Here is a 12,899-nt window from a genome sequence, read left to right on the forward strand (position 1 = left end):
ATCGGTGGTGCGGAGGAGGCAGGCGGCACCGGCGGGTGCCGCCTGAAATTTATTTGATAAACGGACGGGTCAGCAGACCCAGGGGACCGTTGGCGTACCAGCGGCGGTTGCCACGGCTGCGGCGGTCACGCCCCAGCGACTGGGTCAGGCGGTCGAGGATAATCGCCAGAATCACGATACCGACGCCGCCCACGGTGGCCAGCCCCATATCCAGCCGGCCGATGCCGCGCAGCACCATCTGGCCTAGCCCGCCGACGGCGATCATTGAGGCGATCACCACCATCGACAGCGCCAGCATCAGCGTCTGGTTAACGCCGGCCATAATGGTCGGCATCGCCAGCGGCAGCTGTACCTTAAACAGCATCTGACGCGGACTGGCACCGAAGGATTCGGAGGCCTCGATCAGATCGGCAGGCACCTGCTTAATCCCCAGAATGGTCAGACGCACGATCGGCGGCAGCGCGAAGATGATGGTCACCACCACCCCGGGCACGTTACCGATGCCAAATAGCATTACGATCGGTACCAGATAGACGAACGCCGGCGTGGTCTGCATCGCATCCAGCAGCGGGCGAATAATCTTCGCCGCCCGCTGGCTGCGCGCCAGCCAGATCCCCAGCGGCAGGCCGATAACAATGCAGAACAGCAGGGCGGTCAGCACCAGCGCCAGCGTCACCATCGCCTGCGACCAGGCACCAATCGCGCCGATGGCGATCAGCGACACCAGCGTGGCGACGCCCATGCCGAGGCCGGACATCTGCCAGGCGATCAGCGCGAACAGCACGATCGCCACCGGTGCCGGCATGCCGGTCAGCAGCTGCTGGAAGGCGTTGAGGATATAGTCAACCGGCAGGCGGATACCCTGGAACAGCGGGCGGAAGTGCGAAACCACCCAGTCGATGCCTTCGGTCACCCAGCTGTCGAGCGGGATCAGCGTTTTATGGAACGGGTCGAGCAGGCTGAAGTGCTCCGGCGCGGGCGCCGGTGCGCTGCTCAGCCAGTCGCTGCCGCCACCGGCCGCCTGGCCGCCGGTCGGATCGCCCCAGGCATCAGCGCCGGCGGCGCTGCCGTCGGCAGCGGGCTGTGAGGCCGAAGCCGCGTCAGGGGAACCCCAGGGATCGGCCGCTGAACTGTCGCCAGCGGCGGGTTGCTGTGTTGCTGCCGCATCCGGCGAACCCCAGGGATCGCTGGCGGCTGAGCTGTCGTTAGCGGGCTGGGAAGCCGCGTCTGGTGCAGATCCGTTAGCGGCTGACGTTTCGCTGCCGGGCTGTGTGCCAGACACATCTGCCGCCTGCGTTTCGCTATCGTTCATCGCGGGTTGAGTTGGTTTCATGGCTGGCCTCCATCACGATCTAATGCCTGCAGTAACATACCTTTCGAAATTACGCCGATGTACTGGCCCTCGTCACCGGTCACCGGGACGGCACAGGGAGCCTGCGCCACCAGCGACAGCATATCGCCCAGTGAGGTGTCGGCGGGAACCGGCGGAGCGCTGTCCAGCAGCGCGCTCTCCAGTGGTTCACCGGCGGCCAGCGCCGCTTTTAGTGAGTCGGTAGAGACCACGCCGACAAACCTCTGCTTCTCCAGCACGTAGCCATACTCGCGGTCGTTATCCTGCAGAATTTTGATCGCCGAGCGCGGGCCGAAGCCGGGCGCTTTTCGCAGCAGTGCCGAAGCGTTGCGACGGGCGATATCTTTGGCGCTGAATACCTGGCTGATATCCACGCCGCGGAAAAAGGTGCGCACGTAGTCGTTAGCCGGGTTGTTGAGGATCTCATCCGGCGTGCCGACCTGCACCACTTCACCGCCCTGCATGATGGCGATGCGATCGCCGATGCGCATCGCTTCGTCGAGGTCGTGCGAGATAAACACGATGGTGCGCTGGTGGCGCGACTGCAGCTTGACCAGCTCATCCTGCATTTCGGTGCGAATTAACGGGTCGAGCGCCGAAAAGGCTTCGTCCATCAGCAATATATCGGGGTTGATCGCCAGGGCGCGGGCTAAACCTACGCGCTGACGCATGCCGCCGGAGAGTTCATCAGGATAAGCGTGAGCATAATTTTCCAGCCCCACCTGACGCAGCGCATCCAGCGCTTTTTCCTGCCGTTCGGCAAGGGCCACGCCGGCTAATTCCATGCCGAAGGCAGCATTATTCAGAATCGTCATATGCGGCATCAGCGCGAAGGACTGGAATACCATGCTGATTTTATTTCTGCGCACCTGACGTAATTCAGTGGCGGATATTTTGGCAATATCTTCACCGTCAATGATTACCTGACCACGGGTCGGTTCTATCAGACGATTGAGAAGGCGAACCATGGTGGATTTTCCTGAGCCGGACAACCCCATGATGACGAAAATCTCGCCTTCTTCAATGGCCAGACTGGCATTTTTCACGCCCAGCGACAGGCCGGTTTTCTCCAGCAGCGCCTCTTTGCCAACCCCTTTTTCAATGTATTTAAATGCGCGTTCGGGATTTTCCCCGAAAACCTTATACAGGTTCTTAACTTCGAGTTTAATTGCCATGTAATGTTAATTTCCTGGTTAATTAATTTTCTTATAGTGCTCTTCTTTCTGATTGAATATTGTCGGTATATACCGTAGCACACTGAGACCTGCTGACAACCCTTAATCCGCCAGGCGGGTCGGCAGAATGAGATGAGTATTTCGGATAATTCCAGTGTGGATAAGGGATGAGAGCGAATTAGCGATGGTGAAAAAAAATTGCTATTTGGCAGGTGAAAGGCCCTGGCAGAGGCAAATTTGGCGATTCAAATCGGTTGTCAACCGCTAATAGCGGCTGATTTCAGGTCATGAAATTGTCATACATCCGGCGCTGACTCGCTGAAAAATAACGCCTGTAGCGAAGGGGAGAGGGAATTCAGGGGCGGCGCGGGGCCACCCCGTCGGGACGCTTAAAAGTCCCAGTCTTCGTCTTCGGTATCCACCGCTTTGCCCATCACGTAGGATGAGCCGGAACCGGAGAAGAAGTCGTGGTTTTCGTCGGCGTTGGGTGACAGCGCTGACAGGATTGCCGGATTCACGTCGGTCATCTCCGACGGGAACAGCGCTTCGTAGCCGAGGTTCATCAGCGCCTTGTTGGCGTTGTAGTGCAGGAACTTTTTCACGTCCTCCTGCCAGCCCACGCCCTCATACAGCGCGTCGGTATACTCCAGCTCATTCTCATACAGCGCCAGCAGCAGCTCCACGGCAAACTGCTGCAGCTCTTCCTGGCGCTCCGCGCTCTCACGCTCCAGCGCCTTCTGATATTTGTAGCCAATATAGTAGCCGTGCACCGCTTCATCCTTAATGATCAGGCGGATCAGATCGGCGGTGTTAGTCAGCTTACCGCGGCTTGACCAGTACATCGGCAGGTAGAAACCGGAGTAGAACAGGAAGGATTCAAGGAACACGCTGGCTATCTTCTTCTTCAGCGGGTCGTTTTCATAGTAGTGCTGCAGGATAATCTCTGCCTTGCGCTGCAGCGGGCCGTTCTCTTCGCTCCACGCGTAGGCGGCGTCCACGTCGCTGGTGTGGCACAGGGTCGAGAAGATCGAGCTGTAGGAGCGGGCATGCACCGCCTCCATAAAGCTGACGTTAGACAGTACCGCCTCTTCATGCGGGGTGAGCGCGTCGGCCATCAGCGCCGGCGCGCCGAGGGTATTCTGGATGGTGTCCAGCAGGGTCAGGCCGGTAAAAACGCGGATAGTCAGCTGCTGCTCTTGCGCGTTGAGGGAATTCCACGCCGGGATATCGTTAGAAAGCGGGACTTTCTCAGGCAGCCAGAAGTTGCTGGTCAGGCGGTTCCACACTTCCAGATCCTTCTCGTCTTCGATTTTGTTCCAGTTGATCGCGTGAATTCTTTTCATGTCTTCTCTGTGTCGGTAGTGGGCCAGCAAGGCTGGCCGCAAAAAAGGGGGCGGAGTCGATCGGGCATACCGCGCGGTGCCCGGTCAGCAACAAAGCCACCCGCTAACGGATGGCCTTCCGGTTCAGAGCTCGTCGCCGGGGCCGGTGGCGGCCCGCAGGCTTACAGCGAGCAGGAGACGCAGCCTTCCACTTCGGTGCCCTGCAGCGCCATCTGGCGCAGGCGGATGTAGTAGAGGGTTTTGATGCCCTTCTTCCAGGCATAGATCTGCGCCTTGTTGATATCGCGGGTGGTTGCGGTATCGCGGAAGAACAGCGTCAGCGACAGGCCCTGATCGACGTGGCGCGTGGCCTCGGCGTAGGTATCGATAATCGCTTCCGGCCCGATATCATAGGCATCACGGTAGTAGTCCTGATTATCGTTGTTCATAAACGGCGCAGGGTAGTAGACGCGGCCGGTTTTACCCTCTTTACGGATCTCAATGCGCGAGACGATCGGGTGAATACTCGACGTCGCGTGGTTGATATAGGAGATCGAACCGGTCGGCGGGATCGCCTGCAGGTTCTGGTTATACAGGCCGTACTGCATGACCGCCGCCTTCAGCTCCTGCCACTGTTGCTGCGTAGGAATAGCGATGCCGGCTCTGTCAAACAGCGCGGCGACCTCGGCGGTACGCGGCTGCCAGCTCTGCTCCACGTACTGATTAAAGTATTCACCGCTGGCGTAGCGTGAATCGGCAAAGCCGCTGAAGCTGCTGCCGCGTTCGCGTGCCAGCAGGTTAGAGGTGCGCAGCGCGTGGTAAGTAATGGTGTAGAAATAGATATTGGTGAAATCCAGACCCGCTGCTGAACCGTACTGAATACGCTCACGCGCCAGGTAGCCGTGCAGGTTCATCTGGCCGAGGCCGATGGCGTGCGACTGGGCGTTACCCAGCTCTATGGACGGCACTGAATTGATGTGGCTCTGGTCAGACACCGCCGTCAGGCCGCGTACCGCGATCTCCACCGTGCGGGCAAAGTCCGGCGAATCCATGGTGTGGGCGATATTCAGCGAGCCGAGGTTGCAGGAAATATCCTTGCCGATACGACGATAGCTCAGGTCGTCGTTATACTCGGTGGGCGTATTCACCTGCAGAATTTCCGAGCACAGGTTGCTCATATTAATCCGCCCGTGGATCGGGTTGGCGCGGTTAACCGTATCTTCAAACATAATGTACGGGTAGCCGGACTCAAACTGGATCTCGGCCAGGGTCTGGAAGAACTCACGTGGATTAATAAAGGTGCGACGGATGCGCTCGTCCGCCAGCATCTCCTCGTACTTCTCGCTGATGCTGATATCGGCAAACGGCAGGCCGTAGATCCGCTCAACGTCATACGGCGAGAACAGCGCCATCGGCTGATTGTCCTTCGCCAGCTGGAAGGTAACGTCCGGGATCACCACGCCCAGCGACAGCGTCTTGATGCGGATCTTCTCATCGGCGTTTTCGCGCTTGGTGTCGAGGAAGCGCAGAATATCCGGGTGGTGCGCGTTGAGATAGACCGCACCGGCCCCCTGACGTGCACCCAGCTGGTTGGCGTAAGAGAAGGCATCTTCCAGCATCTTCATCACCGGGATCACCCCGGAAGACTGGTTCTCAATGCGTTTAATCGGCGCGCCGGATTCACGCAGGTTAGAGAGCAGGAAAGCCACGCCGCCGCCGCGCTTGGAGAGCTGCAGCGCCGAGTTCACCGCGCGGCCAATCGACTCCATATTGTCTTCAATACGCAGCAGGAAGCAGGAGACCAGCTCGCCGCGCTGCTGTTTGCCGCAGTTAAGGAAGGTCGGGGTGGCCGGCTGGAAGCGCCCGGCCAGGATCTCTTCGGTCAGCGCCAGCGCCAGCGCCTGGTCACCTTTAGCCAGCGTCAGTGCCACCATGCAGACACGCTCGGTAAAGCCTTCCAGGTAACGTTTGCCGTCAAAGGTTTTCAGCGTGTAGCTGGTGTAAAACTTCCAGGCACCGAGGAAGGTGTGGAAGCGAAAACGCCGCGCATAGGCCTGGTCGAACAGCGAGCAGACGAACTCAAACGGGTAGGCGTTCAGCACGTCGGCTTCGTAGTAACCTTCAGCAACCAGATAGCGCAGGCGTTCGGCCACCGAGGCAAACTGCACGCTGTTGGGGATCACGTGCTGGATAAAGTACTGGCGCGTTGCCTCGCGGTCTTTCTCAAACTGAATGTTGCCCTCGGCATCATACAGGTTGAGCATGGCGTTAAGCGCATGATAATCCGCGGATACCGCGGCGGCCTCTATGAGTGTGCTGTCTGTCGCTGCCAAAATTCGGTTACTCCCTTGTAGACGTTAGCGATATCGTCTGAGGTGCCCATCAGCTCGAAGCGATAGAGGTAAGGCACCTGACATTTTCGCGCAATAATGTCGCCGGCGAGGCAGAAGGCCTCGCCGAAGTTGCGATTGCCCGCGGCGATCACGCCGCGTATCAGCTGACGATTATTGGTATTGTTTAAAAACTGAATCACCTGTTTCGGCACCGCGCCTTTGCTGGTGCCGCCGCCGTAGCTGGGCACCACCAGAATGTAGGGCTGGTCTACCTGCAACGAACTGCCGCACTCCAGAGGAATGCGGCAGGCGGGCAGATCTAAACGGGTGATAAATCGGTGAGTGTTCTCTGACTGGCTGGAAAAGTACACCAGCGTGGTCATCGCTTTACACCCGCGCGGCGGCCAGGTGGCTCAGCGCAGAAATTTTGTCCGGGCGGAAGCCGCTCCAGTGGTCCTGTTCGGCCATCACCACCGGGACCTGGCGGTAGCCGAGTGATTTGAGGGTTTCTACGTGCGCCGGTTCACTGTCCAGATTGATCAACTGATAGTCGATACCTTTCTTGTCCATGGCATTTTTCGTGGCGTTGCACTGGACACAGTTATCTTTAGTGTAAATAATAATGCGCATGATTCGTATTTCTCTATGGGGCGGGTTGTTGTAGTCAATGACACGATTTTACTGCTGTAATCGTGTCGCCACTGACACACCATCCTGGGTGGTCTCAATGATGTAAATACTAGATATAGTGCCCAGGAAAATCAACCGTACCAGATGTAGTAAATTTGCATTTGCTTTATTGATTTTTGGGGAGGCCTTGCGGCGTAAGGCCTGGCGGGGAGATACCCGCCATAAAAAAAATCCCGCCTCTTGCGAAACGGGATCCTGCTCAAAAAAAAGACAGATTTCGTGGGGCGCTACGGCACCACTAACGGCGGGATGAGCTGGTGGCAGTAACAATCAGCGCACCGAGGAACACGCCCAGCGCGGCACCGATACCCACCCCATGCCAGGGTTTTTCCTGAACGTAGCTGTTAACCTGTTCGCCGGCGTCACGCGCCGCCCGGGTCACGGCGTTCGGACCCTGCAGCTTCGCGCGGGTCTCTTTCAGTAAGGATTCTGCGCGCGAACGGGCATCATCCACCCCCTCTTTAGCCTGGCTGCCGTAAGATTTCAGCAGTTCATCCAGCGTATCGGCCAGCGCCGTCACGTCGTGATTCAGGTCGGTCGTCTCACTTTTAGTTGTACGGTTGAACATTTTTTGCTCCATCAGGCTGAAAAAGGTCTATTAACTATAGAACAGCCCGCGACGATCGGGTGTGGCTGCGCGTGTTTGTGGATTATTCCGAAAGCCCTCGCCCGGCAGCCTGAGGTAAGGTGGCGGGCTGACAGACTTAGAGGAAACAGTATGTACTTACGGCCTGATGAGGTAGCCCGTGTTCTGGAGAAGGCCGGGTTTGAGATGGATGCGGTCACCGCAAAAACCTATGGCTATCGCCGCGGTGATGATTATGTCTACGTCAATCGTGAAGCGAGGCTGGGGCGCACCGCGCTGATCATCCACCCGACGCTCAAAGAGAAGAGCCTGACCATTGCGGTACCCGCGTCAGAGATGAAAACCTGCGATCACTACGTGCAGTTCCCGATCTATCTGGTCGGCGACACCCCCGATCATTACGGCATTCCCCACGGTTTCAGCTCCCGTGCCGCGCTGGAACGCTATCTGGAGCGGATGTTCGGTTAACTGTCGCTTCTGTCGCCCGGTGCCCGGCGTAATGCGATCCGCAGGGCGGCTCGTCCTGCAGAGGCCTGACGCGGTCAATGCGCGGATCAAGCGGCAGATCGCTGCTGTATTAGCGGCTTAAGATGCGTGGGTAAACAATGAAAACTTCCGCCCCCGCGCTTACACTGTCTGCACAGAAAATCACGGCAGGATAAGCGATGAAGCGTCTTGGATTAGCGCTGGCAGCAGCGTGGATGTTAAGTGGCTGTGCCACGATTGTCGGCAGCGAAACGCAGGACGTGACCCTGCAAACACAGCCGCCCGGGGTGAAATTTGTGGTGCAGGATGAAACGGGCCGTGCGGTAGCGGAGGGTTTCACGCCAAAAACCGTCACCCTCGCCAAATCCACCGGTAACTACTTCGGCAAGAAAAAGTACCTGGTGATGCTGGAGCGTCCTGGCTACGTGCCGCAAACCCTGCCGTTAAAAGAGAGCGCTAACCTGTGGTATCTGTTGGGCAACGTGCCGCTGCTCGGCTTCCCCGGCTGGCTGCTGGTGGATCCGTTCTACGGCGGCATGTATAAGATCGAACCGGAACGCCTGGATACTATTATGAACCCGGTGGGGGCACGCGGCGGTTAATCCGGACGCGCGGATGAACGTTGCCCGCCAGAGTAGCTAAGGGCAACGTCCTGAAGCTTCAGCCACCGCCCGGACGGGCCAGACCAGCGCGGCGCCTGTTGCCCGCCGGTAAGGCGAAACCGGGCTGTGGACTCACTGCGCGGTAGGCTGGACCATCGCCGCGGGTGGTTTGTTATGCGCCAGATACTGATGCTGGAACAGGCACATACGTATGCAGTTGCGATACTCACCGTTAATAAAGAATTCGTGGATCAGTCGCCCTTCGGTTTCAAAGCCCAGCTTGCGGTAGATGTGCACCGCTTTTTCATTCTCTTCGTCCACGATCAGGTAGAGCTTATACAGGTTGAGGACGGAAAACCCGTAGTCCATCGCCAGTTTTGCCGCGCGGCTGGCCAGCCCTTTGCCCTGGTGGCTGGGGGCGATGATAATCTGAAACTCCGCCCGGCGGTGAACGTGGTCAATCTCCACCAGCTCGACCAGCCCGGCGTTCACGCCTTCATACACCACCACAAACCGCCGTTCGCTCTGATCGTGAATATGTTTGTCGTACAGGTCGGAGAGTTCGACAAAGGCCTCATACGGCTCTTCGAACCAGTAACGCATCACGCTGGCGTTGTTGTCCAGCTGGTGAACAAAGCGCAGATCTTCGCGTTCCAGCGGCCGTAGTTTAACGGGATTATCGGTGAGCCTGGCAGACATGGAACCTCCATTAACAGATGCAATATTGCTCCGACAGTATAAAGGTTCAGGGCAGACAAAAAAAACGCGCCCATGGGCGCGTTCAACGGAGGTTTAACCGGGCGGGGATCAGAAGTTGTAACCCACAACCACGTAGTAACCAAAGCCGTTCGATTTCACGGTGAAAGGACCTTTACCAAAGTCCAGTTCGTTGCCGTCGTTCCACTGGCCGCCGTTATGGAAGTAACGCGCCACGAACGAGTAGTGCCAGTGATCGTAGCCCAGTGACAGAATGTGGCTGGAGGCGATGGAGTTGCTGGTACGCAGCGGTGCCGCATCGTCGCCCAGATCGGAGCCCCAGTCGAAGTTGGTGAAACCAATGTAGCTGAGGTTACCGCCCCACAGGGAGGTCAGCGGCACAAAATATTTCACCTTGAAGCGGTAGCCGTCCCAGCTGTTTTCGTTAGCGGCACCGTAGTTGGCCCACTGACGCTTGGCGTAAACGTTCAGCGACAGGCCGACATCAGAATGGGTGTCGATATCGGTGCCCAGACCCATATACCAGGTGTTCTGACGGTTAGCGCGGTTATCGCCCATATCATAGATATAGTTGTTGGCGAAGTACCACTCTTTAAACGGACCGAAGCTCAGATCGGTGCCGGTCAGCTTGTCGATCGAGAAGCGCGGTTCAATCTCCATAAAGAACGGTGAACCATCGTCCCATGCGCCTTTATCGTTGCCGTTACCCACGCCGAAGAACTTCGGCACGTCAACGTAACCGTAGAAATCAAACCAGTCCTTGTGCGCGAAGGCTTCATATTCCAGGTAAACATCATTATTCAGCTGCGGCCCGAAGCGGGTGTGGTAGCTGCCCACCACGTTCACGCTCTGATGCCACCAGTCGGAAACGTACTCTGCTTTGCCGGCATCGGCGACGGAGACATTGGTGTAAGAGAGCGCAGCCAGTGCGCCAGCCATCATAATTTTATATTTCATTATTATTACCACATGCTCAGGGACCCGGCTCAGCGGCCAGCGCGCAGGTCGGGTGAAGTTATTTACCGGCGTTAAACGCACGTTTTACGACACGCCGTAAGTGCGGCGGGTGATGCCGCGGCAGTGTGCCGTGATACGTGTCTAAGGAAATAGAGATTGCTCACAGTTGTCAAATTCTGTTTCATTTAAATTCAGTTAAAGTGTGATCTTTGTCACGATTTAAAGGTGCTTACAGGGAACTTTTCCGCCAGTGGGCTTTTCGTGCATTTGTTGCCCAGGTAAACGGTTGCCTGTGGAGAAAAATCAGCGTAACGGTAAGGCCGGCCGGAAGGTGCCCCATAGTTACGCGTTCGAAGAAGGATTATGGATAAGTTTTTCTGATGGTTGCAGCGCTGATTTGCGGGTTTTTTGCTCAGTTACAGTGCCGCCCTGGCAGCGCCAGCCGCAGGCCGTCAGCGCGCTGCGCCCGTTCTGCCAGGGCGGCAAAATCGCGATAATGATAAGCGATGAGCGGGGCAGGCAGCCGTGCCATATGGCGACCGGGCAGAATGCTCAGGCGGCCAGCCTGGCCGAGCGGCACGCCGTTAAACTGCTGCGGCAGGGACAACCGCAGCGGCGGTAGGTTTTCCCACGGGCGTGAGGGCAGGCGACGGTCGCTAACGCTGTAGCTGCGATAGCGCAGTAGAAATTTTTGCGGCAGTCGGCAGCGGCTGTTCCACCAGCTGCCATCGATCATATCGAAGTGAAAGCGGGTAACCGACGGCGGCTGCGCCTGCAGCTGTGCCAGCGCCTGCGGTATTGCCCGCGACATCGCCTGCTCATAGCCACGCAACGATCCTGCCTCTCCCGCGTTAAGCAGGTCGATTGCCAGCCGGGCACCCAGCAGATTGGAGTAGAGATCTTCCGGTGAAAAGGCCGAGACGCCTTCTGAAAAACCGGGCACCGACTGATAGCCGTACCACTGCGCCACCTCATGCCAGGCCGCCAGTTCAAACGCCAGGTGCGCCGCCAGACGCAACGCCAGGTTATAGCGATCCACCGCGCTGGCGGGCGGCGGGAATGGCCGCAGTTCAATAACCCGCTCGCCCAGCTCGTCGCTTAACGCAACCCTGCGCGGCTGGCCGAGGTCCGGCCAGATCTGGCTGAACAGCCACAGCGTGTTGTCTGCCGTATCGCGCAGATGCGCCAGATCGATAAAACCGCCGCGCCGGGTATACACCATGCCGTTGTGTTCACCGTTGATCCCGACCAGCGTGGCCAGCGTATACAGTAGCTGGTTGTTGTAATGGTGCACGCCGGTGTGAGCGGCGTCCAACACATTGCTCACCTGATACCACGGCACCGGGATGCCCAGCAGTGAGGCGCGCAGGTTATAGCCAAACGCGCAGCACGGGCGCAAACCCTCGGGCGGAGAGAGCGGGGCGATCACCGGCCAGGCCTGTGCCGCGTTGCCCGCCGGCTGGGCCAGGGGCGGAAGCTGCACCGGCGCATAGCCGGAGGTCTGCGCCTGGCAGGCTGCGAGGAGGAGCATCAGTACCGGCAGGAGTTTCCGCATTAAAACGCCTCCCCGACCTGAAAGTAGAACCCCGAGCTGTGCTGGCCCAGACCATAGTCGAGCCGCACGTTCATGCGCTTCTTAAACTCAAAGCGGTAGCCAACGCCCACCGACGGCAGCCAGTGACCGTTTAGCAGCTGGTTTTCCCGACTGGACAGGGTACCGGCTCCCAGCCAGGCCACTACGCCGTGCCGCCAGCTGAGCTTTTTGCGTAGCTCAAGCTGACTGGTCAGCATATCGCGATCGCGATAGCGGCCCTGAAAATAGCCACGCAGGTGGTGGCTGTCCCCCAGCTGCGACAGCATGGTCCAGGGCACATTGCCATCGGTGATGCGGCCATACAGTTCCCACGCCAGCAGGGTGGAGTCATTCAGGCCGTGATAAGTGCCGTACTGCGCGTCCCATGCGTTAAAGCGGTTATCGCCACCCAGCGCCGTGCTGTAGCGGGTATAGCTGAGGTTAAGCACCTGTCCCCGGGAAGGATTCGCCAGGAAGTCGCGGGTGTCATAGCTGAACAGCAGGCTGCCACCGGAGCTGAACACCGCCAGTGACGGCTGGGCAAACAGGCTGCCGGAGGGTTTATTTTGCAGCTCAGAGGCCCGTTCATACGCCAGTGACCAGCCCACCCCGGCGTAAGTGTGCGCCGCCAGCTGATAGAGCAGCTGTGGCTGCGCGCTGAAGCGGCTGGCGTCATACGACTGTTTACCGCGCTGGCTGTGGCCGGCCTGATAACCCACGCCCCAGAACCTGAGCGGGCGGTGGCTCAGATCGCCCTCCAGGTAGAAGCGCCAGCGATCGTTCTGCAGGAAAGTGCTGTTCTCATAGCCGAGCCCAAACGCGCCGGTGGAGCTGGCGAAACCGCTTAACGACAGGGTGGAGAGCGGGGTATGCTGCTGCCGGGTATCCGGGCGATACAGCCCGACGGCGGCCACCCCCACCCCCACGCCCAGCTCCGGGGTATAGAATGGCCCGGGGATAATCCCCCAGTCCACGCCGTGGCTGACGTCAGCCTGCTGGTCAGAACCGAGTTTACTCAGGAAATCATCAACGTTATGTCGGTCAAAAAGCACGGCCTGTGCCAGAGGAGGCAGCAGCAGCAGGCCGCATAAAAGAAGTCTTGGCATA

13 protein-coding genes are annotated in these 12,899 nt (G+C 58.4%); 2 read left to right on the forward strand and 11 right to left on the reverse strand.

Going from position 1 to position 12,899, the window contains the following annotated elements:
• Positions 1-49 precede the first annotated feature (49 nt).
• The 7 genes from proW to ASF13_RS16325 form a co-directional block, all read right to left on the reverse strand.
• On the reverse strand, positions 50-1,333 hold the full coding sequence (gene proW, locus ASF13_RS16295; protein ID WP_233209005.1) for a glycine betaine/L-proline ABC transporter permease ProW: 1,284 nt from the start codon (positions 1,331-1,333) through the stop codon (positions 50-52).
• Positions 1,330-2,526, reverse strand: coding sequence for a glycine betaine/L-proline ABC transporter ATP-binding protein ProV (gene proV / locus ASF13_RS16300; protein WP_056238556.1), 1,197 nt, complete (start codon positions 2,524-2,526; stop codon positions 1,330-1,332). The genes proW and proV overlap by 4 nt, the downstream gene beginning before the upstream one ends.
• Positions 2,527-2,915: 389 nt before the next feature.
• Positions 2,916-3,896, reverse strand: a complete 981-nt coding sequence (gene nrdF, locus ASF13_RS16305) for a class 1b ribonucleoside-diphosphate reductase subunit beta (RefSeq protein WP_255354468.1) — start codon at positions 3,894-3,896, stop codon at positions 2,916-2,918.
• A gap of 134 nt (positions 3,897-4,030) precedes the next feature.
• The gene (gene nrdE, locus ASF13_RS16310) at positions 4,031-6,157 is read right to left on the reverse strand and encodes a class 1b ribonucleoside-diphosphate reductase subunit alpha (RefSeq protein WP_369814396.1); all 2,127 of its coding nucleotides are present in this window, start codon (positions 6,155-6,157) and stop codon (positions 4,031-4,033) included.
• A complete protein-coding gene (gene nrdI, locus ASF13_RS16315) occupies positions 6,154-6,564 on the reverse strand; it encodes a class Ib ribonucleoside-diphosphate reductase assembly flavoprotein NrdI (protein ID WP_056238564.1) in 411 nt (136 codons plus the stop codon). The genes nrdE and nrdI overlap by 4 nt, the downstream gene beginning before the upstream one ends.
• 4 nt (positions 6,565-6,568) lie before the next feature.
• Complete coding sequence (gene nrdH, locus ASF13_RS16320; protein WP_056238568.1) at positions 6,569-6,811, reverse strand: glutaredoxin-like protein NrdH; 243 nt, start codon at positions 6,809-6,811, stop codon at positions 6,569-6,571.
• A 298-nt stretch (positions 6,812-7,109) separates the two neighbouring features.
• On the reverse strand, positions 7,110-7,439 hold the full coding sequence (locus ASF13_RS16325; protein ID WP_056238571.1) for a DUF883 family protein: 330 nt from the start codon (positions 7,437-7,439) through the stop codon (positions 7,110-7,112).
• A gap of 150 nt (positions 7,440-7,589) precedes the next feature.
• On the opposite strand from ASF13_RS16325, the gene ASF13_RS16330 reads away from it, so the two are divergent.
• Both ASF13_RS16330 and ASF13_RS16335 read left to right on the forward strand, forming a co-directional pair.
• Positions 7,590-7,925 carry a DUF2002 family protein gene (locus ASF13_RS16330; protein ID WP_056238574.1) on the forward strand — a complete coding sequence of 112 codons (336 nt, stop codon included), beginning with the start codon at positions 7,590-7,592 and terminating at the stop codon, positions 7,923-7,925.
• A 197-nt stretch (positions 7,926-8,122) separates the two neighbouring features.
• Positions 8,123-8,545, forward strand: coding sequence for a hypothetical protein (locus ASF13_RS16335; protein WP_056238579.1), 423 nt, complete (start codon positions 8,123-8,125; stop codon positions 8,543-8,545).
• Between the two features lie 132 nt (positions 8,546-8,677).
• Here ASF13_RS16335 and speG read toward each other — a convergent pair whose 3' ends face one another.
• The 4 genes from speG to ASF13_RS16355 form a co-directional block, all read right to left on the reverse strand.
• Entirely contained in the window at positions 8,678-9,244 is a 567-nt protein-coding gene (gene speG / locus ASF13_RS16340; protein ID WP_056238584.1) for a spermidine N1-acetyltransferase, read from the reverse strand.
• Between the two features lie 108 nt (positions 9,245-9,352).
• The gene (locus ASF13_RS16345; protein ID WP_056238586.1) at positions 9,353-10,219 is read right to left on the reverse strand and encodes a nucleoside-specific channel-forming protein Tsx; all 867 of its coding nucleotides are present in this window, start codon (positions 10,217-10,219) and stop codon (positions 9,353-9,355) included.
• Positions 10,220-10,631: 412 nt separating this feature from the next.
• Entirely contained in the window at positions 10,632-11,774 is a 1,143-nt protein-coding gene (locus tag ASF13_RS16350) for a DUF4056 domain-containing protein (protein ID WP_056238589.1), read from the reverse strand.
• Positions 11,774-12,898, reverse strand: coding sequence for a BamA/TamA family outer membrane protein (locus ASF13_RS16355; RefSeq protein ID WP_056238590.1), 1,125 nt, complete (start codon positions 12,896-12,898; stop codon positions 11,774-11,776). Before ASF13_RS16355 ends, ASF13_RS16350 begins: the two co-directional genes overlap by 1 nt.
• Between the last annotated feature and the right edge of the window lies 1 nt (position 12,899).

Source organism: Erwinia sp. Leaf53, assembly GCF_001422605.1.
GTDB lineage: Bacteria > Pseudomonadota > Gammaproteobacteria > Enterobacterales > Enterobacteriaceae > Erwinia.

What these genes read in the sequence shown, in the direction of transcription:
- proW (WP_233209005.1), bottom strand. Translation starts at nt 1,333, where the DNA reads ATGAAACCAACTCAACCCGCGATGAACGATAGCGAAACGCAGGCGGCA.
- proV (WP_056238556.1), bottom strand. Translation starts at nt 2,526, where the DNA reads ATGGCAATTAAACTCGAAGTTAAGAACCTGTATAAGGTTTTCGGGGAA.
- nrdI (WP_056238564.1), bottom strand. Translation starts at nt 6,564, where the DNA reads ATGACCACGCTGGTGTACTTTTCCAGCCAGTCAGAGAACACTCACCGA.
- nrdH (WP_056238568.1), bottom strand. Translation starts at nt 6,811, where the DNA reads ATGCGCATTATTATTTACACTAAAGATAACTGTGTCCAGTGCAACGCC.
- ASF13_RS16325 (WP_056238571.1), bottom strand. Translation starts at nt 7,439, where the DNA reads ATGTTCAACCGTACAACTAAAAGTGAGACGACCGACCTGAATCACGAC.
- ASF13_RS16330 (WP_056238574.1), top strand. Translation starts at nt 7,590, where the DNA reads ATGTACTTACGGCCTGATGAGGTAGCCCGTGTTCTGGAGAAGGCCGGG.
- ASF13_RS16335 (WP_056238579.1), top strand. Translation starts at nt 8,123, where the DNA reads ATGAAGCGTCTTGGATTAGCGCTGGCAGCAGCGTGGATGTTAAGTGGC.
- speG (WP_056238584.1), bottom strand. Translation starts at nt 9,244, where the DNA reads ATGTCTGCCAGGCTCACCGATAATCCCGTTAAACTACGGCCGCTGGAA.
- ASF13_RS16345 (WP_056238586.1), bottom strand. Translation starts at nt 10,219, where the DNA reads ATGAAATATAAAATTATGATGGCTGGCGCACTGGCTGCGCTCTCTTAC.
- ASF13_RS16350 (WP_056238589.1), bottom strand. Translation starts at nt 11,774, where the DNA reads ATGCGGAAACTCCTGCCGGTACTGATGCTCCTCCTCGCAGCCTGCCAG.
- ASF13_RS16355 (WP_056238590.1), bottom strand. Translation starts at nt 12,898, where the DNA reads ATGCCAAGACTTCTTTTATGCGGCCTGCTGCTGCTGCCTCCTCTGGCA.